The following is a 26575-nucleotide window of genomic DNA, read 5'->3' as shown; positions in this document are numbered from 1 at the left end:
GTTGAAAATAACCAAAGTTCAGGTTAAATAATAAAGCAGGTGTAAATATACATTTGCACATGCTTTATTACACTTTTTTACTGCCCGTTTTTCCCTTTTAATAATACTCTAAGCATTATTAAAAGCACTATTTAAGGGATTATTGTGAAAAAGTCACTCATTGCATCAGCCTTATTACTGGCTGCACCAAGCTTTGCTGCTAATTGGCAAACCATTCATACCGAGCATTTCAATGTGCACTTTAGTAGTGAGCATACTGATTTTGCTAAATCGACCGCGGTAGAGCTGGAGATTGTTCGTACAAAAGTGCTTGAGCAACAAAACCATGCCCTTGATAAAATCGTCGATGTGGTGGTATTTGATCCTTTAAATGCAGCTAATGGCTTTGCCTTACCAACCTCTAATAATCCTGTTATGGCGCTTTTTACTACGCCACCACAATCGGATACGGTAATCTCAAACTCATCGGGCTGGCAGCAATTACTAGTATTGCATGAGTACATTCACTTAGTGCATTTAGCGCAGCCAACCCGCAGTGAGTGGCAACAAAAAATTAGAGGGGTATGGGATCTTTACGATTTAACCTATGGCGATACACCGCGCTGGGTAGCTGAAGGATACGCCACCTTAATTGAGTCTAAAATGACGGGTCGAGGGCGACTCTTTGATAACTATTCTGAGGCAATACTCAGGGAGTTTGCTCAGCAAGGAGCGCTTCCGACCTATGGGCAACTAAATAGTGATGAAGGCTTTATGGCGGGCTCCATGGCGTATTTAATGGGAAGTCGTTTTTTATACTGGCTAGAGCAAAATTACTCAGAGCAGCTGGTCGATAATGTATGGGTTCGTATGCGGGCGGTTAAGTCTCGAGATTTTGACGACGCATTTTCTGGTGTATTCGGGCAAAGCGCTGCCAAGCTATATCGTCGATTTATTGCTGAGTTCACTTACAAAGCAATGCAACAAGAGCAAACCGAGTCACCACTTAATAGCAAGCTTTGGTTAAAGCTTGATTTATACGCTAGCAACCCCGCTCTTTCTGGTGATGGCAGCAAAATTGCCATAGTGGAGCGTGATAAAAAAAGTAATACCAAGCTCATAATTTATAGCACTGAAGACAACACTAAAGCGCAACAGCAATTTACTAAAGCACAAAAGCAATTACTTGAAGATGATGCTAAGGATATTCCTGATACTGCGCCAAGTGTATTTAAGCGCGAACAAAAACAAATATTAAATCAAATAAATCGAGCAGGTATTGCCAATCCGCAGTGGGTAGGCAATAACACTCTTTATTTTAATGCCTACAGTATTGAGGAGTCGGGAACTTATAACAAAGTGTCTGACATTTTTAGCTATAACATAGATACTGGCAACGTCGAACAACTCACTGAACTGGCTGGTATTCGTCGTTTTAGTGTTACCCGCGATGGTGAAACACTTTACGGTGAGCAAATAAGAGCTGGGTATTCTGAATTAGTAAAAGTCGACCTTAATACACAAACAATCACGCCACTTTTTACCAAGAGCTTAAAAACGACGTATGATTACCCGACCCTAAGCCCCGATGAAATAAAATTAGCTTATTTATCAGCGTCATTAAACGAAAATTGGCAGTTGTATATACAAGAGTTGGCCGGTGATACTAGGCAGTCAGTCCCAATGCCTAATGGGTATCAATATTTAAGCCAGCCGAGTTTTAGTCAAAATGGGGAGTCTATCTATTTTGTTGCTGGCTTAAATAATAAGACTGATATTTATAATTACCATATAAAAAATAACACCCTCACCCGCTTAACTAACGGGCAAGAAGCGCTCGCATATCCGATTGAAACAGAAGATGGCTCACTACTTTATTTTTCCACTAATGCCGATGGCCCTGATGTAAAAACGCTAACAATAGCAAAAAATCGCGCAGCCGTGACGGATCTCGCTGTAACCAGTGAAGCTCCATTGTTGATGGTAAATAAGCACACTCTGCCACCGGCAAAAATATATACCGATGAGATAGCAGAGCAAAGCGATTACGCAGTACTTGATCAGCAAGCGACGTTTGCCTTGGGATCACAGTATTATTCAGCGTCAACCAGTTTGCTAAGCGTAGGTATAAAAAGTAGCGACCTATTAAAGCAACTTGATTTACAAGCGGGTTATAACATTGATTTGCATGACGGTGCATTACATGGAGGGTTTGTACAAGCAAAATACAATGCGCTGAATACAAAGTTTAAGCTTGCGCTATTTGATTATAATTTGGATACATCACATCAATATCAACCTAGCTTAAACGTCGATATTGACGCCCGAGGTGGCTTTGCTGCAATAAGCCACCCATTGAAATTTGGTCAATTACAGTTAACCCCAGAACTTGCTTATAACTATACAGATTATAAAAATGGTCATAAAAATTGGACACGGTTGAGTATTAGTCAGCAATGGCAACACGACCGCCAAGCATTTGCCATAGGGCAGAGTATTTATGCCAGTATTTATGATGGGTGGAATCACAGTCGTCATTGGCAAGGTTATGACTTGGCAATAAAAGTATTTGGCAAAGCATTTAATATTCCCATGTTTGTGAGCTTTGAACAAAAACAGCGAGACGATAGTGATTTAGCTTTAGGTGGGTTTAGCTCTAACCTGATTAATCAGCAACAAAGTAGCGAGTTTGTGCTTGCTGCTGAACTGCCATATTACAGTGCAACTGCAGAGCGTTACCAAGGTTATGGTGGTGGCATCAGCTTTAAAGAAGGCATGCCTTGGCTTTATTACAAGCAACATCAATTAGACAACAGCGTTTATGCACAAAGTTATGGCTTAAAATATCAAGGTGATTTTAGCTTCGGAATGGGGCCTGCGGGCGTAAACGATTTAACCTTTAATGCTGGACTGTCGCGTGTTGAAGGCGACAGCTTTGAAGATGAAATGCGCGCGTGGTTAAGCTTTTACTATTCATTGTAAAAGCCTATTTAGCTAAGTTACTTAATTGCCTTTAAGGACAGTAACTTAGCTTGATATACATCTAACTTTTGCTTGTCTTTTTCGAGCTCTATCGCTTTTTCAAGTAATTTTTGTGTTTGTTGATTTTTTCCTTGTTGATAGCGAATTTTAGCAAGCTCTAAATAAAGCTCTGCAATATAAGGCGCTTTTGTTATGGCTTGTTCAATATGCTCCGTAGCGGTATTAATTCGTCCTGTTTCTAGGTCATTTTTTGCAATAACTAAAAGTTCATAAGGATCTTTTTCTACTTCAGCAAGCTGGCTTTCTAATTGTTCAACAAGGTGCTGTTCACCAATTTGTTTGGCTAAAACTTGATAGTTACTAAGTAAATTTATATTTATCAGCTTATTATCTAAAGCTGTTTGGTAAATAAGTTGTGCACTTTTTAAGTCACCAGCTCGTCGATGTAAAATTCCAGCCATATTAAATAGCTCAGGATCATAAGGGGTGTATTTATTTGCTTGTAGAATAAGAGAATACGCTTGATCAAACTGCTGATCTAAAAGCGCGTCAGCAGCTAAGTTACTATAAAATTTAGAGATTAAATCATTATAATTAGCACTATCGGAATACACACTGCCTCGAGTTGGAAAGTAGTCTATTAAGGTGCCAGGACGAAAAAAAGTGATTATATTTTCTTCTTTTTCAGGTAGCTCGTTATCCGGGGCATAAACTTTAGTTCTAAAATGATTGGCTACATAAACCAAGTTATCTTCCTGTGCGTAAACTGGCTCGCTCGTCATTTCTTGGAAGCTAGTTTTAAGCCCTAAAGTTTGTGCATAGCTTTGGGTAAGAACAGCTAGGCTAATGCAATTACCTTGTGCAAGATTGATAGATTGAGATGATGTAAGAGTATCACCATGATACTTAAAATTAGAGAGCTGATTTTCAAGGTAATTATAAATAATACGGTCAGTTCGAATATTAGATGTTTGTTGTTTTTTTACGAAGGCTAGAAAGCGTGCTTTTTCGGCCTCGGGTAGTTCAAATATTGCGTCTTCAGAAGGTGTAGTTTGTTGTACAAATAATGTGTGATTAATTAACGAACTTAATTGTAAGCGCTGAGTTTGCGTATTGATTTTGCTGCTGCACCCCATAACAAGTAAAAAAGTTACGCTTATTATTAATTTAAAAATATTCATTAAATCACTCCCTTGTTGATTTCACTTTACAAGGGAGTGATTACTTTATCAAGCGTTAGCGCTTTTTCGCTGCATTACACGATTTCTTTGTGAATGCTTTTTACGTTTGCGGCGGGTAAGCCATAAATAAAAGCCTGTACCAGCGAGCCATACAGGGCTAAGGCCAACAATACACCATAGTATTTTACTGATAAGCCCAGCAAAATAACCAAAGTGTAGTTTTCTAAAACTGTCTATTACTTGCCAACCAGCACCAGCCTCTCGAATATCCCAGTTAGCCATGTGTTCACCTGTTTGCTTATTGTAAGTTATGGTATTGGCGTATTCACTGGTAAGTGGATTACTGGTATTTACTTCGCCATAAAGAGTAATATTTTCATCGGGCTCTCGTGGAAAAACTAAAAAAGTTGTATTAAAAGTGGGTATTTGCAGCTTGCTATCATTAAGAATCCGCTCAAAAGAGATGTCGTCACTATATAATTTATTTGTAATAGTGTAGTGCTCTTCTTCTGCGTGTTCTATTACTTCGTGATACCACACTGCACCATTAAAATAACCACCGGTAATCGCTAAAACGATAAGGATAGGTGAGCCTAATACTCCAGTCATTTTATGAATGTCGCTAAGTACTATTTGTAAAGTTGCGCGCCAGCGTACGCTAAATAGTCGCTGCCAAAATTTACGGTAAATAATTAAGCCTGTAATGCCCAGAGTTAATAAAAATAAAGCAAAAAAGAACCCTAATACGGTACCTGTTTGCCCAGGTAAGCTTTTTAAGTCGTTAAGTAAAAAGGTGTAATGGAGTTCTAAAAACCAGTCGGTAAAATAATGAGTTGTGCTTACGGGTTCTGATAAAACCTCTCCGGTGTATTGGTCTAAATGCAACTTATACCAATCGTCAGTGTCACGCTTAACCAAATAAAGCCGGTCGGCGGTGGTGTTATTAAAAAGCTCCCAGCCTCCTACTACATACTCAGGAAAGGCTGCTTCGGCTTTATCTATTAATGAGTCCATAGGTAAGCGAGCAGCTTGCTGCTGTACCACAAAGTGTTTGTCAGGCATCAGTAAGCCATCAATTTCACTTTTAAACACTAAAACACTGCCGGTAATGCTAATAACAATTAACGGAATAATGGCAATTAGCGCCAACCAACTATGAACTTTAAACAGTGTTTTTCTCATTACTTAAGCTTGCATGTTAATTTTTAGATATGCGCATGATAACAGTTATCATTTGTGTTGCAATTATAAAATAGTGAGACTGTGAAGTTATAGCAACGGTTTTTGTATACTCAAGTTGCCACAGGAGGAAACTAAAGTAGGTGTGAAGCTTGTATAAAACCTAGCCAGCTCTACAATGCGCGCACAAAAATAAAGCCTTTAAAAACAAATGTTTAAAAATGTTTTATTTCTTCCTTTTTATTAACAACAATGTAACGAGCGAGGTTTACTTTGGCGTATTATTTGCCTATTTTATCAGTGTTTATTTTGGTTTTTAGTTTTTTACCGTTACTTAATAAAATTATTAAAAACCGCAGTGTATCGGGTGTATCACTGCTAATGATGACATTTGGTTTAGCGCAAAGTGTGTACTTTATTAGCTACAATCTTTATTTTGCTCGTTTTTATATTGCCTTGCCGTTTTTTGCGACAGGTTTATTAAGTGGTTTAATTTTATACTTTTTTGCACGTTATAATGCCGCTAAACGTCAGAAGCTGCAGTTACTTGGCATGCTTAGCTTTTCGTTATTACCTTTTTTGTTGCTGTTAAACCCTAACCTAGATACCGCCACTGTGCTAAATGGCTTAACCTATGTGGGTTTAATTATGAGTTCAGTACGGGTTATGCCACAAACCTATAAAACACTGCGAACAGGGAATATTAGTAACCTTAGTGCGCGCTATTTTAGTTTGCAATTTATAGCAGGTATCTGTGGTTTGTTTGCAGAGCTAGCCATGCCAGTGCAAAGTACTTCGCATATATTAATGTTTGTTATGATATTGCTAACTAATGCGCTGCAATTTGCGTGTATGCAGTATTATCGCGTACGTCCTGTGTTGGCATAAAATTATAGTGACCGTTAATTTCATTTGTGGCACTTTGAGTGACCAATAAATAAAAAGTGCCCACTATGAAATTAACTATCCATCAAATCGATGCGTTCAGCAGTGAACTGTTTAAAGGTAATTATGCTGCCGTGATCCCACTAGAGTCTTGGCTTAGTGATGATCTTATGCTGAATATAGCTTCGGAAAACAACGTGTCTGAAACCGCTTTTACTTGTCAGTCGGCAGATGGAAGCTTTGCGATACGTTGGTTTTCGCCATTAATGGAGATTGATTTTTGCGGCCATGCTACTTTAGCAGCGGCCTATGTGCTTTGTGAGCAACATAGTATATCGCAGGTGCGCTTTAGCGCAGAGGCGGTGGGCGAACTGATTGTTAATAAAAATAACGATGGCAGCTTTGCCATGACCTTTCCTAAACAAGCCCCTGAAGAGGTTCAGCTCATCCCTGATGCTTTATTAGCTGGCCTGTCTATACAACCTGTTAAAGTGCTGCAAAACCGCCAAGCTTATTTTGCTATTTATGATAATGAGCAGCAGGTTGTAGATCTGAAAACAACCAATGAACAACTAAAAAAATTAGCCCCATTAGATGTGGTTGCAACAGCACCGAGTGTTGAGTATGACTTTATTTCTCGTTATTTTTGGCCTGCCAGTGGTGGTGATGAAGACTTTGTGACCGGCTCAATTCATACCGGGCTTGCCCCTTATTGGGCAGAACAATTTGGCAAAAATTCTTTAATTGCTTATCAGGCCTCACAACGAGGCGGGAAGCTTTACTGTGAAGTGGGTGATACAACAGTAACTTTAACGGGTCATGCCGTAAGGTACCTAAAAGGTACTATTTACCTTTGAGTTAATGTAAAAAAGGCCACGTAAAACGTGGCCTTGGTTTACTCAGTGTTATTTATGCTTCTAGCGCTTTGCTAATTAAGCGATCGATATACTTTTTATGTGCTTTGGTTGCGGTGTCTGCACCCCATGCAACATCTTGATCGGCTATTTGAGTTAGCTGATATAGCGCAGCTGTTTTTGCTAAGTTATCGTATTTACTTGCTTTTTTTAAGCCTGCAATTGCAATAAGCTGATTTACGTATTCAATCTGTAAATTATGACTGATCGAATTAGCATTTTTACTATCAACAAAAATACTTGCAGTTAAATCCCCCATAAATTGCGTAAGGCTGTATTCATTACCATATAAAGCGGTATCTGAAATACGCAGTAACACAGCAGGATGAAGTAGTTGCGCTAATACACCTTTTTGCATGCCTAAAATCATTTTATGCGGTTTAGGGTCTTCGTTTTTACCGTAATGATTAAACCCACGACGCTGTTGCTGCATAAAGTTATACAAAGGCTGCATACTTTGCAGTACATTTGGAGCAAACACATACTCAGCTAAAATAGCCATTGCTTGAGTTTGACGCTCAAGTGGCACCGGTGTAAAAGGCTTTGCTGCATTTTCATCGCCCACTACGGCACGCTCTACATAAACCCCTCCAATTTGACGAGATACCACACCTGCCTGCGCACGGTATTGGCCAAATAGGCTGTTAGCAGAAGTAACAAGCTGTTGGTAAGACTCGCCTTTTACTGTAGCTTTGTCTTTAAGTTCAGAAAATAGTGTATTGATCAGTGCCATTCTATCTGCACCATAAGCTGCAGGGTTAGACGATAAATCGCCAATCATCACGCGAGGGTCTATATGGCGACCTGGTGCACGCATATCGTCGGCATCGTTACCAAAGGCCAGTGCATGTTCGCTTGAGCGAGCGAGTATTTTATCAAGACGAGCTTGTTCTGCTGCTTCATCTTTAAGGGCTGCGCTGTAGCCGTAGTTTATTGCCCAATCATCGTATGGACCGGGTTTAGTTTGGAAGATATCGCCTTGAGTTACACCCGTTGGCGCTATATTTGCTGGCGCATAGTCCATTACTGAGCCGGTCACTATACCTTGAGTTTTACTTTTGTCGTGAACTTCTTTCTCATCCCACAAAATAGAAGATTTCATGTTGTGATTAAGACCTAAAGTATGCCCTACTTCATGTAAAACCAACTGAGTTAAGCCTTGGCGTAACATTTCAGTATCTTCAATATCAGCACCATTTGCTAAGCCTTTTGCAAGTATTAGGTTTTGTTGTAACTCATGACCTAAAGAACAATTAAGCTCAGTGTTGCTTCCTGGTTGTGTATGGCTCATAGTGCCTTGAGTATAAAGCGTATCGTATATCCAGCGGTTTTTCATAAATACAAACTCAAGCATAATGTCTGAGCCTAAAATTTCACCGGTTAGCGGGTTAGCTAATGCTGGTCCATATCCACCAAAAGGTGGCTTAGGCGATGAAGTCCAACGCAGTACATTATAATTAATATCGCCGGCATCCCAATCGGCATCATCAGGTTGTACTTTTACTTCTATTGCATTTTTAAAGCCTGCCTTTTCAAATGAGCTATTCCAAGCAAGTACGGCGTCACGAACTGTATCTCGCCACTCAACAGGCGTAGTATTTTCTATCCACCAGGTAATCGGCTTTACTGGCTCTGAAAGTGCTGCGTTTGGATCTTTCTTTTGTAGGTCCCAGCGCTTTATTACATCTTGGTATGGTGCCCAGTCAGTTGATGTCATTTTATCAAACTGATTAGTGAAATAACCAATGCGCGCATCATCAAAACGAGGTTGGTAGCTATTATCAGGTAAAGCTACAAATGAGTGCTGAACTTTTACTGACACGCTTCGTGGATCGCTTATCGCACCTGAGCCTCGAACGGTTGGGCTACTATTAGTAAATACATAGTCAACCACCACATCTAGATTGTTAGGGTAAGGACGCTGTTTGATGATACGTGATTTTTTATCATCTAATTTACCTACTTTAAAACGCTTTTTAGCATTTTTATCGTTCGGATTAGGTGTTGGTGATACTTTATGCAGTGCTTCACTTAAAAATAGCTTGTTAACATTAAAGGCTATTTTACCTTCTTCTTGCTTTTCTATTTTTATACTTGCAAGTACCGCTTCGCTAATGTTTGCCTCGCTGGCTTTAGCTAGCGCGCTATTTTCGTTAAATAAGTAACGCGGGGTTTTACTAACAATATCGATACGATCAAAGTACTTTCTAAATTCAATTAACTTTGTTTCACGGTACGCGCCACGAAAATGACCCGCATCAGTCGCACCATCAATGGTGTGTGCAAAATAAACAAAAGGGGTATCGAGCTGTGACTCGTTAATTACCATTAGGTGGTCACCGGTTTTTTCATCTTGGTAAAGATTAAAAATGCCAGCAAATTCGGTTTGGTCTTTAATCATTTCACTTAATGTTTGTGGCTTTTTTTCTTCTTTTTTTTCAGCAGCAACAGTATAGCTACTGCCAAGCGCTATACTAAGCGCCAAGGTAAGTGTGGTTAATTTCATAATTTGTCTTTTGTCGTTGTTAATGTAATTTTACTGTACGGTTTGTCATGCCGTTTCATACAGTATCGTTCCTAAATACTACCCCAAAGTGATTAGCTTTATGATTTATAATGGTAAAAATTTGTAACAATACATTTATGAAGCGACTCAGTGAGGCTTTTTATTGATTTATACTTCACTGCATAAGACCTAACCTATACTTTTTTGTAACAGTTGCTTACAAATGTCACGTTAATGTTTCATTAAGCTTTGGTATCATGGTGTTAATAGTAATTTGGGAGTAATAAACAGATGCAAGGTAATGTACTTAGGTGGATTTTTCCGTTCGTAGCATTAACATTAGGTGTGGTTGGTTTTGCTGCAATTAATGCGATTGCAAAAGAGTCAGATAAAAAAGAAGTCATAGACACTCGTCCAACGGTGCAGGTTGAAGCTGTTTCCGCTAATAATCATCAAGTTATCATTAATAGTTATGGTGAAGTGCAGCCGCTAGAAAATACCCAGCTTTCAGCGCAAGTATCCGGTGAGGTAGTTAGCTGGCATCCAAGCTTTGTGGCCGGTGGGGTCGTGGGTCGCGGCGAAATCTTATTTACAATTGAAAAAGATAACTACGAAGCAGCAGTACTGCAAGCCGAGGCTGAACTTGCCCGCGCGCAAGCGATGTTAATTGAAGAGCAAGCGCAAGCTAAAGTAGCAGAAGACGAAGCAAAACGTTTCCCAAATAAAGCGCGTACAGATTTATTTTTACGTAAACCACAAGTGTTGAGTGCGCAGGCATCGGTTAAATCGGCGCAAGCTGCATTGAAAAGGGCACAACGCGATTTAGATAATTGTGAAGTGAGCGCACCATACGATGCATTAGTCGTGAGTCGTAACGTAGGTGTTGGCCAGTTTGTCACTATGGGCGCTCAAGTTGCCGAGCTGAATAATATTGAAACCGCTGAAGTGATTATTCCGATCGCTGGCTTTGACAGTGTGTTTTTACCTGAGCGTGTTAAAGGGGTAACTGCAACGGTTATTAAAACAGGATTAAATGGGTTTACTCGCCAAGCAGTAATAGATCGCGATTTAGGGATTGTTGATAACGCGACTCGCATGAGCAGTTTAGTAGTAAGAATTGAAGATCCTTATGGGCTTACTAATCAGCAGCCTGCAATTAAATTTGGCACTTATGTACAAGTAAACTTTGCTGGCACTATGCTCAATAACATTTATCGTTTACCGCAAGAGTTAGTAAATAACCAAACCGTGTGGGTAGTCAATGATGAGCAACAGTTAGAGCCGCGTAAGGTGAAAGTAATTCGTGAAGAAGGTGAATACTTCTATATCAGTGATGGCTTAGAAGCCAACGACAAGCTTGTTACTACCTTGCCGGAATATCCACAAAAAGGAATGGCAGTAAAAATAGCCGGTTTAACAGAGACTAAAAGTACAGATGCAGCAGAAAACGCATCCACTGAAAAACTTTAAGGTAGGGTGAGTTATGAATAACACAGAACAGCCCAATACAACCAAACAAACAGGGTTAATTGCTTATTTTGCTAACAACTCTGTTGCTGCCAATTTGATGATGTTTTTTATCATTGTCATGGGGCTTATAAGCTATTTTACTATTCAGCGACAAATGTTCCCCAATATAGAAGTTAACTATATTACTGTAAATGCAAATTACCCTGGGGCGTCGCCACAGGAAATTGAAGAAAGCATCTTAATAAAAATTGAAGAGTCGTTAAAAGATATAACTGAGATAAAAAAAGGGGTGTATCGCGCTTTTCGTAATGGTGGTTCTGCCAGCCTTGAAATTAATACTGACGCGGAGCTCACCGACGTTCTCGATAAGGTCAAGCTGCGAGTAGATGGTATTGCAACTTTTCCAGCGGGAATGGAGCCGGTTACCATTAGCCAAATAGAGTTTCGCCAAGATGTAATTGGTATGACGCTCGTTGCCGACCTACCGCTAAATGAACTTAAGCCAATCGCAAATCAGGTTGAAGATGAATTATTGCAGTTATCGAATGTATCTTTAGTGGTAAATGATGTGCCACTGGATGAAATTGCCATAGAAATAGAGCCCGACACACTTCGCCAATATAATTTAACCTTATCGGATGTAGCGAATGCGGTACGTCGTTATTCGGCTAATTTTTCGGCGGGACAATTAAAAACTGATGCTGGTGTTATTTCGGTTCGAGTAGAAAATCAGTTTTATTCTGGTGAAGAGTTTAGGCAAATTCCGGTAAAAATTGGCGCGAACGGTGCCAAAGTGTTGCTACAAGATATTGCTACCATCAAAGATCAGTTTGTTGAAGGTGAGCGTTACTTTAAATTTAATGGCGAAAACGCGGTTTATTTGTCGGTAAAAGCCACCGAAGATCAAAACATTATTCCGGTGGCCGATTCAGTTAAAGCGTATATTGATCAAAAAAATAAAGAACTGCCATTGGGTGTTCGTATAGAGCCACTAATGGACTTTACTTATTACCTAAATGCACGCTTAGATATGATGAAAGCTAATTTGCTGCAAGGTGCAATTTTAGTTGCCCTTATGCTCTCGTTATTTTTACGTTTTAAGCTCGCACTGTGGGTAATGATTGGTTTACCAGTGTGCTTTTTAGGTGCGATGATGCTGATGCCATTATTTGGTATCACGATTAATATTGTGTCTTTATTTGCCTTTATTATGGTGCTGGGGATTGTGGTGGACGATGCCATTGTCATAGGTGAAAGTGCCTACACCGAAATAGAAAAAAAAGGCGGTGGTGTTGTTAATGTGGTTAATGGCGCCAAACGAGTGGCAACCCCTGCTACCTTTGGTGTACTAACAACCATTGCTGTGTTTGCGCCATTTACGCTTTCAAGCGGCCCTGAAAGTTCCTTTTTTATAGGTATTTCAGTGGTGGTAATTTTATGTTTAATATTTAGCTTGATTGAATCTAAGCTGATATTACCGGCACACATTGCGCATACTCACTTTTCTCCTATTAACCCTGACGGTTGGCGAGCGCGCTTTAATAAGCGCTTTTTTGGTTTTGTAAATGGGCCGTATAGGCAGTTTATTGTTACTTGTATAAAGTGGCGTTGGACGGTGCTATTTAGTTTTGTTGCGCTATTAATTTTCACCTTTGCGTTAATATCGTCTAATCAGGTGAGAATGATCCCATCACCTAAAGTGCCCCATGACTTCCCGCAAATTAATCTTGAGATGAACGATAACGTATCAGACATCCAAACTATTAATGCTATTCGCCAAATCGAAGCCATGGTGCTTGAAATAGATAAGCAAACAGCGCGCGAAGAAGGGCAAAAAATGATTCGCGATGTATTGGTATTTAATCAGGGTCGTACAGAAGCGCAACTACTGGCGCCATTGGTTGATGAAGATTTACGCCCTTATAATGCCTTTGAGCTTTCGCGCCGCTGGCGTGAAGCTATGCCAAATATTGCAGGTGTTAAATCGCTAACTATTCAGGATGATGTTGGCGGTGGAGGCGGCGGTAGTGGCGGTGAGTTCGGCTATTTACTGTATGGCTCTGACATTGATACATTGAATGAAGCCGGGCGTCGCTTTATTGGATTATTGCAGCAACAAGAAGGCTTATTCGACATAAGCTCTACCATTGACCCTGCTAGCAAAGAAGTACAAATGAGCTTAAAACCAGTCGCTTTTGACTTAGGGTTAGATTTGGCCTCAATTGCAAATCAAGTAGGTGCGAGTTTTTATGGTGGCGAGGCGCAACGTGTTATTCGCCGCGGTGAAGAAGTGCGGGTGATGGTACGTTACCCTAAACTTACCCGTGAAGCGTTTTCATCGCTTAAACACGCGGTTATCACCACGCCACAAGGTAGGGAAGTGCTGCTAGGAGATGTGGTTGAGCTAACTGAAACCCCTGGTATTAGTTATATTCGTCGTGAAGGCGGTTATCGTACTGTTTATGTGTATGGCAACATAGACGAAGAAGTAATTGAGCCAGGCGAAGTGGTTAAGCAAGTAAAAGAAAATCTACTACCACAATTGTTGGACGAATATCCGAGCGTTAAGTCAGAACTAGGTGGCGCAATTGAAGAGCAGCAGGCACAAGCCGATGAGCAGTTACTGTTTTTTGCTGGTGGTATGATTTTAGTTTATATATTACTGGCCGTGCCGCTAAAAAGTTACTCACAACCATTAATTGTAATGTCGGTTATTCCATTTAGTCTAACGGGGGCAATATGGGGGCATTTTTGGTTTGGCTTAGATATTAGCTTAATGTCGGGCTTTGGTTTAATTGCCGCGGCAGGGGTTGTTATTAATGACTCATTAGTTATGACTGATTTTATTAATCAGGCGCGTCGTGCTGGTATTAGTATAAAAGATGCGGTTATTGAGGCAGGCTGTGCACGCTTTAGACCCATACTACTTACCTCAATTACTACCTTTGCCGGCGTATTACCGATTATGTTTGAAACCAGTCTACAAGCTAAGTTTGTAATACCTATGGCGGTAGCACTTGGTTTTGCGGTTATGTTTGCAACACTGATCACCCTTATTTTGGTACCGTGTTTGTATATTATTTTAACCGATATAGGCGCTCTAATTAAACGCCCGTTCGCAAGTAAAAAGGTGAGTGTAAGTTAACATCACACATATCATGCAGCTAAATAAAAAAGCCAACCGTTAAAGCGGTTGGTTTTTTTTATTTTTATGACTTTATACTTAAGTATTATTTTTAAAATTCAGTTACATTCTTTTGTTTGATTGTTGTGACGTTGCTGATTACAATGGTTGATGTTGGTTAACGCATATTAGCCTACGAGCTAGTTTGCCTGTTGTAAGCCATATGATATGGGCGAGACGTTTGACTCTTTAAGGTGTTGCAGTGTTTATACATTCATCATTAACGTGTGGAGAATGGTTAACTATTGGTTGTCTTGGGCTGGATCAGTATAGCCAGCTATTTGTTGGTGATACGGTTAGTGTGAGCTTTTACGATGAGCATGGCGAATTAACTCAGCTAGCGTTTGATTATGAAATACTTTCCCCTGAACAGGGGGAACCCCATGCTTGGAGTTTACTGGTAGTTGAGCATATTAATATGCATATTCCACTGGTGTGCGCTGGCAGAATGACAGAGCAAGGATTGGTTGTTGCGTATCGACATAACAAAATATTTGCACTTGAAAGCAGTGGTATTTGTAGCGCGGTGGTCCATTTTAATCGCGCTGAAAAAAATAAAAAATTAATTGCTGTAAATAGCCTTGGATACGACGCAATTTATCCTCAAAATGGCGATATGTATAGTGCGGGCACCAAAGTATTACAGCCAAAAACTGGGCATATATACCAGTGTAAGGCATGGCCATTTAGCGAATTTTGCCGTGTAGATGAGCATAACACTATGTTTGAGCCTGGCGTTGGCGAGAGCTGGACTATGGCTTGGCAGCAAGTACAGTAAATCAACTTCCCTTAGGTATAACGACAACAATAAAATTCACGTAGTTTTTAGTTATCGAATTTATACCGCTTTAGCCCACTCAACTATGAGTGGGCTTTTTTATTTTTATGATAAACTGGCCGCCATTGTTATTTTTTAAGCGGTTTTTTTGTGTCTTCTTCTGATTATTCTTTAAGCTTATTGCCTAATTTTCCTATTGCTAAAAAGCAACCTTATGCGCTTACAACTCACGCAAAAACACGCAGTGATGATTATTATTGGATGCGCGATGATGAACGAAAAAGTGCCGAAATACTCGCGCATTTAGCACAAGAAAACGCTTATTGTGATGAGCAATTAGCCCCTATTAAGCCATTACAAACTGCATTATTTGAAGAGCTTAAAGGCCGTATTGTAAAAGATGATAACACTGTACCGGTAAAAGACGGCCAGTATTGGTATCACTCAGAGGTTCGCGGAGATGATGAATATGCACGCCATTACCGCAGTAGCAGTATGGCAATGGCTAATAAAGTGTTGCTACTTGATGTGAATGAACTTGCTAACGGCTATGAGTTTTATGAGCTAGGGGAAGTGGCGCTGAGCCCCAGTGAGCAATTAATGGCATACTCTGAGGATACCGACGGCAGGCGTATTTACACTGTTCGCTTTAAAGATTTAAACAACGATAAAATGCTCGACGATGTACTTGAAAATACCGAGGGGCAGGTTGTTTGGGCGAACGACAATCAAACCGTATTTTATGTAAAAAAGGATTTAAAAACCTTATTGGGTTATCAAGTTTTTAGACATGAGCTAGGGACCGAGCAAGACCAAGATGTGTTGGTATATGAAGAGCAAGACAGTAGTTTTTTTATGGGGTTGGGTAAAAGTCGTGATGAAAGCTTAATTATTATCGATTTAGCAAGCACAGAAACTAACGACATGTGGATACTTGATGCCAATCAACCCCATGGCGAATTTACTGCTTTAATACCGCGTGAAGAGGGCCATGAATTTGATATTGATAAGCTCGGTGATACTTTTTATATAGTGACTAACTGGCAGGCTAAAAACTTTAGATTAATGACCGCGACAAGCAATACCATTGCTGATAAAAACCAGTGGCAAACACATACCCCTCATCGTGAAACTGTATTATTAGAAGGCGTTGAACTATTTAACGACTTTTTAGTGCTTAGCGAGCGCGAACAAGGCCAAGCACGCTTTGTTGTGGTTAATCAAAACGCCGAGCGAATGAACCTTGAGTTTGATGATCCTTGTTATTACGCTGCTATTGCCATGAACCCAGAGCCAAATGTAGCTCATGCACGCATTTACTATTCGAGCTTAACGACTCCCGGCTCGCTTTATAATGTTGATTTAACCACCGGTGAAAAAACCTTACTTAAACAACAAAACGTACTTGGTGATTTTAACGCAGGAGACTATCAGTCAGAGCGACTCATGGTCAGCGCTCGTGATGGGATAAAAGTACCGGTGTCGTTGGTTTATCGTAAAGATAGTTTTAAACAAGATGGTTCAAATCCGTTATTTCAATATGGCTATGGCGCGTATGGGATCACCATAGATCCAAGCTTTTCAAGTACATCACTGAGTTTACTCGACCGTGGTTTTGTTTATGCAATTGCGCATGTGCGTGGTAGTGAAATGCTAGGGCGTTCATGGTACGAACATGGTAAAAAACAGCATAAACAAAATAGCTTTAATGACTTTATAGATGTAACCAAAGCGCTCACTGAGCAAGGGTACGGCAACAAAAGTAAAGTGTTTGCCTCTGGTGGCAGTGCTGGGGGGTTATTAATGGGAGCTGTGGCAAATCAAGCGCCTGAACTTTACTGTGGAGTGGGCTGCCATGTGCCATTTTTAGATGTGCTCACCACCATGTTAGATGAAAGCATTCCGCTTACAACAAATGAGTATGATGAATGGGGTAACCCAAACGACCCCCATTTTTACGAGATTATTGAAGCGTATTCACCGTACGACAATATTAGTGCGCAACACTACCCCAATATATTGGTGACAACCGGCTTGCATGACTCACAAGTACAGTATTGGGAACCAATGAAATGGGTGGCTAAAATGCGTGAATATAAAACCGATGATAATATTTTAGTGTTTAAAACCGACATGGATGCAGGGCATGGTGGGGCATCGGGTCGCTTTAAGAGCTTAGAAGAAAAAGCGCTAGAAATGGCCTTTTTTATCGCTTTGTCATAGCCAGTATATGATTATCACAAAAAAGCCTCAGTAATAACTGAGGCTTTCTATTTTTTAAAATAACTCAATCTAGGTAGGCTTTTAACATCCACACTAGTTTTTCTTGCTCTTTAATGTAGTCACTCATTAATGACGCGGTACCTTCATCATCAGCTTCAGCGGCTTGTGCAAGAATATCGCGCTGCATTTTAATTAAGCTGCTGTATCCGGCAAGTAAGTTCTCTACTGCGGTTACGCCATCGCTGATCCCTTTTGCTTCTTTAATTTCACTTACTTCTAAGTAATCTGAAAACGCATGTAGCGGTGCACCATCAAGCGTTAAAATACGTTCTGCGATTTCATCTACTTTTAATAGTAGTAAGTTATAAATTTCTTCAAACTTTAAATGTAATTCAAAAAAGTTTCGGCCTTTAATATTCCAGTGAAAACCGCGCGCATTCATATATTGAATTTGATAGCTGCTTAAAAGCGTATTCAGTGACTTAATAATATCTTCACTTTTTGTACTGTTTAAACCAATTGCATTTACTTGCGACATACCTTGCTCCTTAAATAACCGTTTTTATGAATTTTCACATATTGCTCAGTAAAATAAGTATTGCTCATAATCGTCTATGAATAAAATCGTTTATACATATTGATGCCATAGCTAAAAGCTATCAGCGTATCTGTGGTCTTATAAATAAATTAACTAACGCTGTTCAATAGACATGGGTTGTGTTTATAAAAATACTACCTTGAGCAGCGAAATTGTTTATTTTGTGAGTACAAAATATGATCTAAAACAAGCTTTTGACAGGCGCAGCGCACACTTATTTTATTTATTGATGTAGGTCAAAAAACGCGCACAAGTAAAGCGCATAATCAATATAACCCAACTTGATAGAGAGTACTTTATTAAGTTAAGGGGCTACTTGATTAGATGCGGAGAGAAATAATGGAAGCTAAAACACGTAAAGAGAATAAAGCTGAACTCATCGTTATTGGTATTGCTTTGGTCGCGTTTGTTGTTGGATTAGTTGCGCACTTAGCGGGTGCGAGTTTTGCAAACTCTGATACCTTTGGTTATATCGCTGCACCCATGCCGCTGGTGTTAGGTATTATATTTTTGATCAGCTATAAAGTGGCCGCTGCAGCTGAGGACTAAATGTCCTCGTTCAAGCGCTCAAGAATATAATTAACGACTTGGCGAGAGTAAATCATACTGGTATGGCTTAAATGAAACACCTTGTGTTCAGCCATACCTTTGAGCTTGGTTTCATCTAGTAATACGGTGCCATCAGAGCGGCTGCCTTTTACAATGAGTGGCATTAAGCCAATTGGTAAGTCGCCGGCAATGCTATATAGCTTGGCTTTAAAAGGCCAATCACCATTTTTTGAGAGTAAAAATTCAACACTATTTTTTAATAATAGCTCAAACCCTTTTTGTTGCATTTTCTCAGCAATATGACTGCCAGTATGTGGCGTACCTAAGGTGATCACCTTTTCAACATGGTGACTTGGCGCTGAGTTTGCTTCTAAGTAGGCGCGGGCAACTAAGCCTCCCATAGAGTGGCAGACTAAAGCAGAAGGCTCATTGCTAATAAACTCATCTATTTGCGTAAAAATAGCATCTCGATTAGGGTCTCGAGTATTGTAGGTTAAGTTTAAAACTTTAACCCCCGACTCTTCTAGACGCGAACATAACGGGCGCATAACCAAGCCAGACATATACAAGCCATGTAAAACAATAACGCGTTTAACTTTCATACGCCCCCAAATACCAATTTTATTAAAAACATGATCATTCTAGCGTATTAAATAATCCGCTACCTGCGTTAAAAATTATTTATATAGAGCAACTATATGTCATCATTTTCGCCTTGTTATCGACTTATTTCTTTGTCGCTATAATGGATAACTAATTTAATGCAATTGGTATAACCTATTCTAATTACATTAATTGCTGAGGTTTTATCTCAATGTTAGTGGTGTCGGTATTAACCCAAACTTCACCATCTTGAATAGTAATAGCCAATTTAATATTACGATCAACCAACGCAGCTAATAGTTGAGTGGCTGCATAATCAAGGCTAAAAATACTTAAGTTTTTAAACTCGTATAATTTAGGCTGATGCTTTTGCCACCAAATAGCTTGGTTGTTCTCGCCATAGGTATATAAAACTACTTTTTTAGCTTTATTACAGGCTTTTTTAAGACGTTTTTCATCAGGCAGCCCCAGCTCAATCCACAGCTCTATTTCTTCACTGTAATTGACATGCCAAAGCTCAGGTTCATCATCAGCACATAAACCTTTAGTAAACTCTAATCCATCACAGCTATTAAGTGCAAACGCTAGTAAGCGGATCATCAAACGCTGCTCAGTTTCTGAAGGGTGTTGTGCCAAGGTTAAATTAAAGTCTTGGTATACGTGACGGTCCATATCGCTAAGCGATAGTTGCGCTTTAATAATGGTAGATTTGAGAGCCATAATATCTAATCTGAAAAAATTTGCGCCAGTATAGCGCATTAATACCCAAACCACCTCAAGATACAGCGCTCAGCGTTTCATTAAAGCCCAAAAAAGGATTGCTCTGCAAATAGAGTTTTTAAGTGGTAACAGCGCAGAGAATCAGCGTTTATGAAACGCCCAAGGGTTGGTTTTAAAGCGATTGATACTGCGTTATTGATTTTAACAATAGAACCGCTATTATTTGCTATCAATGCCTTGCCTAAATCGCTTTTAATTCCAACTGAAACTCTCATCTTTAGGTGGTTTGGGTATAGAGACTTGCCAGTTAAAATAGCTAAAATTAGATTAATAATTAGTGTGTAACTTGAAGTCGATTTTTAAATATAGTTATTGTTGAATAGTTTAGATATTAAAATTGTTGGGCGGGGACAATTTTTCTAAATCAGCAATTTTAAGAAAATTTGAATTAATCGTTTTAAAAAACTCTCGCGTGAAAAATTCATAATATTAGCGCTATACTGAGATATAGCTTTGCTTTTCAGACTTTTTAGTAAAAGCCTAACTTCAATTAAGTCATTATCAATATCAGAAATTTCATCTTCATCCTTTGATGTTTGACATATTAGAGATATTTTTGATTCCATCTCACAACGGATTCAAGAATGATTTTTAATTCAGACTCAACTAAATCTAATTGAAAGTTGTTCATACTACTTTACCTTCTTTTTTAAACACTCTCGTTGCTTTAAGTGCTATCTCTTTTAGTGAGCTTTTATATTTATCAATGGGCATGTCTTGAATGAGACTTATACAGTAATGATGAAGCTTATCCTTAACGAGCTTCAAACCTACTGTAATAATAGAAATCTTAATAAATTTGTTTTTATAGGTACAAAACATTATATTAGCGATTAATTTTTTGATGAGTAAAGTTACAAGGATGATTAAATGGAGTTAAACAAGAAAAAAATTATTGAGCTTTTTATCAACAATGTAAAAGGTAAAAAGCCAGAAGTTCAAGGTCGACGTCATCATGGAAGTCATGGTCATTGGTTAGAAAGACAGATGGGTATTAAGGCTAATTCTAGTAATTTAGCTGATATTTTTGGTTATGAAATGAAGACTCATACCGCATCTAAAACATCTTTTGGTGATTGGTCTCCAGACAAATCACTTTGGGGTCGCTATCGTTCTGAGCCAACAATAAAAAAATTAAATAGAGATAAAGAGTTTTTAGTTGCTTTCGGTCAAGCTAACCCAAATAAAGAAGATCGATACTCGTGGTCTGGAATGCCTGTTCCTAAAGTAAAACAGTTTAATCGATTTGGGCAAAAGTTAATCATCACACCAGGACAAGATATACAAGCAATTTACAATTACTCTGCTGATATGCGTACAAATAAGTCTGATATAATTCCTAAGGAATTACAAAAGCAAAATTTACTAGTGGCTCAATGGACGAAAGCAAAAATAAAGCCTAAGTTAGAGCGAAAATTCAATCAAAAAGGTTGGTTCAAGTGTACTCTTAATGGTTGTGGTGTTTTTGACGCAATTGTTTTTGGTGAACCGATGAACTACGAAAATTGGCTTAATTTAGTGCGAGAAGGGCATGTTTTCTTTGATTCTGGAATGTATCAAGGAAACCGTAGACCCTATTCACACTGGAGAGCTAGCAATAACTTATGGGATAAACTAGTAGTTTCCCGCTACAGTTAATAATTTCGTATTTAAAGAAACTCTATTATTTATTAATATTTAGTAGAGTTTTTACTACTTCATTTGCTAATGCATCAACAACCTTCATACAAACAGAATTACCAAACTGCTTATATATTTGGCCTTGAGAAACTGCATCTACAATATATTCTTCAGGAAAGCCCTGTAATCGAGCACACTCTCTGGGCGTTAGCTTTCTAGGGCGCTTACCAAGTTCTGATTGATCAATTAAAATCTCAGAGCCGTCTTTGTAGTAACGAGCACTGATTGTATTTGCATATTCACTTTCAGCATTAAACAGCGAGTAACCAAAGCCATTCCCTTTAGTTTTATGCTCTTCTTTTCTGCGCTGGTGGCCTGCCCATAATTTCTCCGATATTGTAAACTTATCATCACTAGGGGCTATAGCGCTTAAGTCTTCTAAAATATCACCTACTCTTGTTGGTGTTTTAGGCGGGGTCGGCCAGTTAAATAGCTCACTAAAGTCACAGTCTTTAAAGTAATTCTTATCAAACCCTACAATGAAAACGCGCTCTCTGTTTTGAGGAGCGCCAAAGTCACCCGCCCTAAGTACTTTATAATCAACCCAATAATTTAATTTCTCTGATAGCGCATGCCTTGTCTCTTCACTTAAAGGCACATCATCAGGTATTTCTAAATCAAAGTTACCCCTTAAAATATCTAAGATAGTATTTAAGGTACGGCCTTTATCATGCCCCTGAAGTTGCTTTACGTTTTCAAGAACGAAAGCTTTAGGCTTTTTCTCAGTGAGTATCCTTTGAATTTCAAAAAACATGGTTCCACGGGTATCACTAAAACCTTGTTTGAGGCCAGCTTGAGAGAATGCTTGACACGGGAAGCCTCCTAAAAGGATGTCATGATCAGGAATGTCTGAAGCAGCGATTTGAGTAATGTCACCATTTGGCATTTCACCAAAATTAGTTAGGTATGTTTTTTGCGCAAACTTATCCCACTCAGAGGTAAATACACAGTGCCCACCAAGTTTTTGAAAAGGCAATCTGATCCCACCAATTCCTGCAAATAAATCTATAAATGTAAATTCAGACTCTGATAAAGGTTTTTGTTTAAAAGGAGCACTCTCTAAATGAGATTTTAACTCTGATTCTAGATTGAATATATCAGTTAGCTTTTTTGCTGTAGGTTTATGCTCGCCAGTTTCCCACCCCCTAACTGTTCTCTCACCAGTAGAAGCCATACCAAGTAAGTTCGCAAATTCTGTACGTCCTAAGCCTAAGTTTTCTCGTATACTTTTGATTTGACTTGCTATATCTTTATTCATTGAAACAGTACTCATTATGCTATTTAACTTATCCGGTTTTAATCCTGGTAGGATAGCACTGTATAAATGATCAGACAATATGTGAGAGGGAATTTTGCTACAAAATCTCAATACCTTAATTGATAAATGTCAAAATCAATTCACCAAATTGAATTATTCTAGTGATGTTCAAATCGATGAAGAGCTAAAAGCACGACTAATAAAAGCTCTCGGCAATGTTGATTCGTCTGGAACACACGTCATAAACCCATTCTCAATCACGTTTATTGGAAAGGCAGGCCTACGTGCAGATGTACCATCTTCTGGGTTGTGGTATGCCCTTTGCTTTAGTGACTTATATGGTGCTATTTTTGAGTATAAAAGTGTTATAGATGAGATCAAAAAAGGTTTAAGAGCAGAAGGCTATAACGCAAAAGATATTGATACCTACTTGAAACAATTTCCAAGTGAGCTTTGGGGGAATCAAGGTTCAGAAATAGAGAAAGACTTTATCGAAATTTTGGATACCCTCATCACTAATACAGATGAGAAAGACTTTTTTATAAAGTTTATGTCAGATCGTGATTGGTGGATAAAAACTGGTCGTAAGTCTGAGGCTGCCAAAGGTAAAACTTTAGATCGTAGTGATGTTTATGAATCAAGTATCGCATTAGCTTGTAATTTAGTTGTAGCTAACTCGTCAAAGCTTAAAGTCCTTATAAATGCCTTTAATCAAGATATAGATTTAAAGACATACTTCTCGAAAATGAATGTAGAAGAGTTTGAGATCAAAGATAATACCATTACAGAGTTACAAACAACTTATACAACTGATAACTTAAAAGCCATAAATAAAATTTACTATGGTGCGCCAGGGACAGGGAAGAGTCATCGTATAAACAAAATAACTGAGTACCATTGTCGCTACACAACGGTTTTTCATCCTGACACTCAGTACAGTGATTTTGTAGGTGCTTTAAAGCCAGTGATGTTGGCCGTTGCGAATGGTGAAAAGAAGATTTCTTATGAGTTTAGGCCTGGACCATTCACTAAGGCGCTGATAAAAGCTCTTAATAATGCAGATAAACATGTTTATCTTATAATTGAAGAGCTTAATCGAGCGCCTGCCGCAGCTGTTTTTGGTGAGATATTTCAGCTGCTAGATCGAGATATGCAAGGTGAAAGCCAATATAAGATAGAAGCTTCTGATCCCGATATGTTGCTTCACATTAAAGGAAATCTAAATGAACCAGATAAGTTTAATGAGCTTTACTTACCTTCTAACCTATCAATTCTTGCAACTATGAATAGTAGTGACCAATCGGTCATGCCGATGGATACAGCCTTTAAGAGGCGTTGGTTATTTGAATATTTACCAATAGACTTTACTCAGGCAGGAAATGGCAATTTTAAACTTACTTTTACTGATGGTAAACAGCCTGAAGTGCCTTGGAAAGTATTTGCTGAGATTGTTAATGATACTTTGTCTTCCTTGCAAGTACCTGAAGATCGACTTTTAGGACATCGCTTTGTTTCCGATGAAGAGCTTACTAATATTGAAGAAGCTAATAATACTCTAAAAGGTAAAATATTAGTTTACCTCTGGGATGATGTGCTTCGTCATGGAAAACGTGATGAAATTTTTAATACGGCTGTGGCAGGTACTTTCGGTCAGTTGTCACATCAATTTGGAGAAGGTAAACCTATCTTCTCTGAAAGTTTTGAAACTAATTTATCAGAGGCATTAATCGAAGCGCAAAAAATTCAAGAAGTTGCCGCAGATGAACAACCAGAATAGATATAATTAAAAATGCGTAAATTACATCTATTTGAAGATAGGCAAAACATTGTTAAAGCTATGCCCAAGAAGCTAGTTCAAAATTTGAATAAGCAGGGGCTACTTTACGGTAATGGACAAAAAGTTATGTTTTGCGGATTAATTAACTTTGACGATCAAATTGCTGTATTTCTTCCCCGAAACAGTGGTCATGAAGAAATCGATGAATCAAGCTCGAAGAAGGTATGTGCAACTTTACTGAAAGCACTCAAACGTTATTTAGATTATAAAGACAATGCTATAAATGCTGATGAATTAGTTGATGAAGGTATTCATGGGCAAGAGTACCTAGGTTTAATATTTGCTTTATTTGAAGACTACTTCAACAACGGTCTTTTTACACGTCGAGTATCTGAAAGGAAAGTAAACTCAGGGAAAGTGGATTGGAGCCGTACGATTAAGCAATCTATACCGTATACGTCTGGTGATAGTCCTATTTACTTGGAATTAGCAGGTTCTGTCAAGCGAGTATATTCCAACTGTGAGACCGCGAAAATTCATGCGGAGGTTTTACGTAAGTTAGATCAAAAAGTCGGCTGGTTAATTAACGATGATGATGGAGCTATAACTAAGCAGCTTATCGATGTTCCTACCTCATTAATGGATAATGATACGAAGATTTATCACCTAAACAATGAGTTAACACGCGCTTACTCTGACCGTGATATCTATTTGATTAAACAATTAATTAGCTACCTTAAATTAGAAAGCATGTCACAAAAAAGTGATTTTTCTATTGGCGTGAAAAGGTTTGAGGGTATGTGGGAGCATATGCTATTAAAAACGCTTAAAAATGTTTTTCCTATTAATAAAAAGCTAGCTAAGCCAGTATATAAAATAAATGGTGAGTTGAAGTTAGCGAGTAGGAAAGGGCAAAGAACCGATATAGTTCTTAGAGATCCCGAAACAGGTGATTTTACGGTTATTGATGCTAAATATTACGCTGCGAAAAGTTTAGAAACAGCGCCAGGTTGGCCAGATTTAGTCAAGCAGTTCTTTTACGCAAAAGCAGTGAAATCAATATACCCTGATAACAATGTCTCTAATATGTTCATATTCCCTGGTAACAAGGGACCAACTGAGTCTGCACATATGGCTGAACCTAGTCATCGAGTAATTAAAGATGAAGACTTGCTTGCCGACTACGGTGATATTAATTGCTTATATGAATGCCCATTGAAAGTAATTGATTTATATAATAAAAATCAAAAAAAGGATTTATAAAATGCAGCTATCCCCAAAAAATGCTATTAAAAAGGGATTGGTCAAAGATAGGGATGATTGTGAACTAAATCCAGAAGATTATGAAGGTAAGAGTAGTATCGACCTAGATGTACGATCTATACTTTATAAAAATGATAGAGATAAAATTTCTGAGTGTGATAGATATACACTTGAGTCTCAAGAGATGGCTTGCTTGATTTCGGAGCAAGTAATTGATGTGAAACCAGGCTACGTAGCTTATGTTTTTTTAAAAAATAGATTGTCTTCACAAGGTTTACTGGCATTTAACACAGGGATTGTTGATAGCGGTTTTAACGGTCCAATTTCTACATATGTCACTAACTTTTCTAAAGAAAGTATCCTGCTAGGACGAGAGCTACCTTTAACTGAGAGATACTTTTTTAGAGTTGTTTTTCATAAGATTGATTTTGACCCGAATGATTACTTAAAGTGTAAGGAAAAAAAAATATCTCTATCATAAATATATTTCCGATCAGAAAAAGTACTTTCGAATTTTACCTAAAAGCTTTTTGGGCAGAGAGAAGCTTCAAAAAACAATACAATATCAGCTAAATAAGACTTTTTTATCAAGGGCTGCTCTACATGCTTCTATATTTGCATTAGTAGCAACTTTATTTGCTGTAATTATTCCACCACTTGCTGCAGATGCCAGAAATTATTTCTATCATGATTTTGATTCTAAATTAGAAAATGTTCAAACTGAATTAAAAGAAGTAAGAAAAGAATTAGAAAAATTAAAAAAGACTAAGCCTAATAGTTAAAGGC

General features: G+C 38.6%; 21 protein-coding genes. 14 read left to right on the top strand and 7 right to left on the bottom strand.

Features of this window, described 5'->3' with window-relative positions; all coding sequences use genetic code 11:
• Nucleotides 1-144: 144 nt before the first annotated feature.
• On the top strand, nt 145-2961 hold the full coding sequence (locus ACNSN3_RS14520; protein WP_418607873.1) for a TolB family protein: 2817 nt from the start codon (nt 145-147) through the stop codon (nt 2959-2961).
• A 17-nt stretch (nt 2962-2978) separates the two neighbouring features.
• Here the strand turns inward: ACNSN3_RS14520 and ACNSN3_RS14515 are convergent, their stop codons facing one another.
• Nucleotides 2979-4142 carry a tetratricopeptide repeat protein gene (locus ACNSN3_RS14515; protein WP_418607871.1) on the bottom strand — a complete coding sequence of 388 codons (1164 nt, stop codon included), beginning with the start codon at nt 4140-4142 and terminating at the stop codon, nt 2979-2981.
• A 48-nt stretch (nt 4143-4190) separates the two neighbouring features.
• The gene (locus ACNSN3_RS14510) at nt 4191-5324 is read right to left on the bottom strand and encodes a PepSY-associated TM helix domain-containing protein (RefSeq protein ID WP_418607870.1); all 1134 of its coding nucleotides are present in this window, start codon (nt 5322-5324) and stop codon (nt 4191-4193) included.
• A gap of 270 nt (nt 5325-5594) precedes the next feature.
• Here ACNSN3_RS14510 and ACNSN3_RS14505 point away from each other — a divergent pair, with 270 nt between their 5' ends.
• A complete protein-coding gene (locus ACNSN3_RS14505; protein WP_290167292.1) occupies nt 5595-6209 on the top strand; it encodes a PQ-loop repeat-containing protein in 615 nt (204 codons plus the stop codon).
• A gap of 65 nt (nt 6210-6274) precedes the next feature.
• Complete coding sequence (locus ACNSN3_RS14500; RefSeq protein WP_054202706.1) at nt 6275-7063, top strand: PhzF family phenazine biosynthesis protein; 789 nt, start codon at nt 6275-6277, stop codon at nt 7061-7063.
• Nucleotides 7064-7115: 52 nt separating this feature from the next.
• Here the strand turns inward: ACNSN3_RS14500 and ACNSN3_RS14495 are convergent, their stop codons facing one another.
• Nucleotides 7116-9626 carry a zinc-dependent metalloprotease gene (locus ACNSN3_RS14495; protein ID WP_418607868.1) on the bottom strand — a complete coding sequence of 837 codons (2511 nt, stop codon included), beginning with the start codon at nt 9624-9626 and terminating at the stop codon, nt 7116-7118.
• Between the two features lie 291 nt (nt 9627-9917).
• On the opposite strand from ACNSN3_RS14495, the gene ACNSN3_RS14490 reads away from it, so the two are divergent.
• The 4 genes from ACNSN3_RS14490 (at nt 9918) to ACNSN3_RS14475 (ending at nt 17281) form a co-directional block, all read left to right on the top strand.
• Entirely contained in the window at nt 9918-11096 is a 1179-nt protein-coding gene (locus ACNSN3_RS14490) for an efflux RND transporter periplasmic adaptor subunit (RefSeq protein ID WP_010392234.1), read from the top strand.
• Nucleotides 11097-11109: 13 nt separating this feature from the next.
• The gene (locus tag ACNSN3_RS14485) at nt 11110-14241 is read left to right on the top strand and encodes an efflux RND transporter permease subunit (protein WP_054202703.1); all 3132 of its coding nucleotides are present in this window, start codon (nt 11110-11112) and stop codon (nt 14239-14241) included.
• Between the two features lie 241 nt (nt 14242-14482).
• Nucleotides 14483-15058 (top strand): hypothetical protein, encoded by a 576-nt coding sequence (locus tag ACNSN3_RS14480; RefSeq protein WP_010392238.1) that lies wholly within the window; start codon nt 14483-14485, stop codon nt 15056-15058.
• A 150-nt stretch (nt 15059-15208) separates the two neighbouring features.
• Nucleotides 15209-17281 (top strand): S9 family peptidase, encoded by a 2073-nt coding sequence (locus ACNSN3_RS14475; protein WP_418607865.1) that lies wholly within the window; start codon nt 15209-15211, stop codon nt 17279-17281.
• 64 nt (nt 17282-17345) lie between these two features.
• Here ACNSN3_RS14475 and ACNSN3_RS14470 read toward each other — a convergent pair whose 3' ends face one another.
• On the bottom strand, nt 17346-17819 hold the full coding sequence (locus ACNSN3_RS14470) for a Dps family protein (protein ID WP_008112861.1): 474 nt from the start codon (nt 17817-17819) through the stop codon (nt 17346-17348).
• 399 nt (nt 17820-18218) lie between these two features.
• Here ACNSN3_RS14470 and ACNSN3_RS14465 point away from each other — a divergent pair, with 399 nt between their 5' ends.
• Complete coding sequence (locus ACNSN3_RS14465) at nt 18219-18428, top strand: hypothetical protein (RefSeq protein ID WP_008112863.1); 210 nt, start codon at nt 18219-18221, stop codon at nt 18426-18428.
• Here ACNSN3_RS14465 and ACNSN3_RS14460 read toward each other — a convergent pair.
• On the bottom strand, nt 18425-19030 hold the full coding sequence (locus tag ACNSN3_RS14460) for a DUF7379 domain-containing protein (RefSeq protein WP_010392243.1): 606 nt from the start codon (nt 19028-19030) through the stop codon (nt 18425-18427). The two genes, ACNSN3_RS14465 and ACNSN3_RS14460, sit on opposite strands and share 4 nt — an antisense overlap.
• 184 nt (nt 19031-19214) lie before the next feature.
• Nucleotides 19215-19751 (bottom strand): YaeQ family protein, encoded by a 537-nt coding sequence (locus tag ACNSN3_RS14455; protein ID WP_008112865.1) that lies wholly within the window; start codon nt 19749-19751, stop codon nt 19215-19217.
• A gap of 150 nt (nt 19752-19901) precedes the next feature.
• Between ACNSN3_RS14455 and ACNSN3_RS14450 the strand changes: the two genes are divergently transcribed.
• Both ACNSN3_RS14450 and ACNSN3_RS14445 read left to right on the top strand, forming a co-directional pair.
• Nucleotides 19902-20096 carry a hypothetical protein gene (locus tag ACNSN3_RS14450; protein ID WP_418607862.1) on the top strand — a complete coding sequence of 65 codons (195 nt, stop codon included), beginning with the start codon at nt 19902-19904 and terminating at the stop codon, nt 20094-20096.
• Nucleotides 20097-20681: 585 nt separating this feature from the next.
• Nucleotides 20682-21449, top strand: coding sequence for an LlaMI family restriction endonuclease (locus ACNSN3_RS14445; protein WP_024033975.1), 768 nt, complete (start codon nt 20682-20684; stop codon nt 21447-21449).
• A 25-nt stretch (nt 21450-21474) separates the two neighbouring features.
• Here ACNSN3_RS14445 and dcm read toward each other — a convergent pair whose 3' ends face one another.
• Complete coding sequence (dcm, locus tag ACNSN3_RS14440) at nt 21475-22749, bottom strand: DNA (cytosine-5-)-methyltransferase (protein WP_138577379.1); 1275 nt, start codon at nt 22747-22749, stop codon at nt 21475-21477.
• A gap of 94 nt (nt 22750-22843) precedes the next feature.
• Here dcm and ACNSN3_RS14435 point away from each other — a divergent pair, with 94 nt between their 5' ends.
• The 4 genes from ACNSN3_RS14435 to ACNSN3_RS14420 are packed head-to-tail and all read left to right on the top strand — an operon-like array spanning nt 22844 to nt 26571.
• Nucleotides 22844-24526, top strand: coding sequence for an McrB family protein (locus ACNSN3_RS14435; RefSeq protein WP_418607859.1), 1683 nt, complete (start codon nt 22844-22846; stop codon nt 24524-24526).
• A gap of 12 nt (nt 24527-24538) precedes the next feature.
• Entirely contained in the window at nt 24539-25789 is a 1251-nt protein-coding gene (locus ACNSN3_RS14430; protein ID WP_418607857.1) for an LlaJI family restriction endonuclease, read from the top strand.
• A 1-nt stretch (nt 25790) separates the two neighbouring features.
• On the top strand, nt 25791-26270 hold the full coding sequence (locus tag ACNSN3_RS14425; RefSeq protein ID WP_418607856.1) for a hypothetical protein: 480 nt from the start codon (nt 25791-25793) through the stop codon (nt 26268-26270).
• Nucleotides 26271-26319: 49 nt separating this feature from the next.
• Complete coding sequence (locus ACNSN3_RS14420) at nt 26320-26571, top strand: hypothetical protein (RefSeq protein WP_418607854.1); 252 nt, start codon at nt 26320-26322, stop codon at nt 26569-26571.
• Nucleotides 26572-26575: the final 4 nt, after the last annotated feature.

This window comes from Pseudoalteromonas sp. US3C1004 (assembly GCF_048401065.1).
Taxonomy (GTDB): Bacteria; Pseudomonadota; Gammaproteobacteria; order Enterobacterales; family Alteromonadaceae; genus Pseudoalteromonas; species Pseudoalteromonas undina.
Note: the sequence above shows the minus strand (reverse complement) of the source record. Positions and strands in the feature narration are given on the sequence as shown.

What these genes read in the sequence shown, in the direction of transcription:
- ACNSN3_RS14515 (WP_418607871.1), bottom strand. Translation starts at nt 4,142, where the DNA reads ATGAATATTTTTAAATTAATAATAAGCGTAACTTTTTTACTTGTTATG.
- ACNSN3_RS14510 (WP_418607870.1), bottom strand. Translation starts at nt 5,324, where the DNA reads ATGAGAAAAACACTGTTTAAAGTTCATAGTTGGTTGGCGCTAATTGCC.
- ACNSN3_RS14500 (WP_054202706.1), top strand. Translation starts at nt 6,275, where the DNA reads ATGAAATTAACTATCCATCAAATCGATGCGTTCAGCAGTGAACTGTTT.
- ACNSN3_RS14495 (WP_418607868.1), bottom strand. Translation starts at nt 9,626, where the DNA reads ATGAAATTAACCACACTTACCTTGGCGCTTAGTATAGCGCTTGGCAGT.
- ACNSN3_RS14490 (WP_010392234.1), top strand. Translation starts at nt 9,918, where the DNA reads ATGCAAGGTAATGTACTTAGGTGGATTTTTCCGTTCGTAGCATTAACA.
- ACNSN3_RS14485 (WP_054202703.1), top strand. Translation starts at nt 11,110, where the DNA reads ATGAATAACACAGAACAGCCCAATACAACCAAACAAACAGGGTTAATT.
- ACNSN3_RS14470 (WP_008112861.1), bottom strand. Translation starts at nt 17,819, where the DNA reads ATGTCGCAAGTAAATGCAATTGGTTTAAACAGTACAAAAAGTGAAGAT.
- ACNSN3_RS14465 (WP_008112863.1), top strand. Translation starts at nt 18,219, where the DNA reads ATGGAAGCTAAAACACGTAAAGAGAATAAAGCTGAACTCATCGTTATT.
- ACNSN3_RS14460 (WP_010392243.1), bottom strand. Translation starts at nt 19,030, where the DNA reads ATGAAAGTTAAACGCGTTATTGTTTTACATGGCTTGTATATGTCTGGC.
- ACNSN3_RS14455 (WP_008112865.1), bottom strand. Translation starts at nt 19,751, where the DNA reads ATGGCTCTCAAATCTACCATTATTAAAGCGCAACTATCGCTTAGCGAT.
- ACNSN3_RS14450 (WP_418607862.1), top strand. Translation starts at nt 19,902, where the DNA reads ATGAAACGCCCAAGGGTTGGTTTTAAAGCGATTGATACTGCGTTATTG.
- ACNSN3_RS14445 (WP_024033975.1), top strand. Translation starts at nt 20,682, where the DNA reads ATGGAGTTAAACAAGAAAAAAATTATTGAGCTTTTTATCAACAATGTA.
- dcm (WP_138577379.1), bottom strand. Translation starts at nt 22,749, where the DNA reads ATGAATAAAGATATAGCAAGTCAAATCAAAAGTATACGAGAAAACTTA.
- ACNSN3_RS14430 (WP_418607857.1), top strand. Translation starts at nt 24,539, where the DNA reads ATGCGTAAATTACATCTATTTGAAGATAGGCAAAACATTGTTAAAGCT.
- ACNSN3_RS14425 (WP_418607856.1), top strand. Translation starts at nt 25,791, where the DNA reads ATGCAGCTATCCCCAAAAAATGCTATTAAAAAGGGATTGGTCAAAGAT.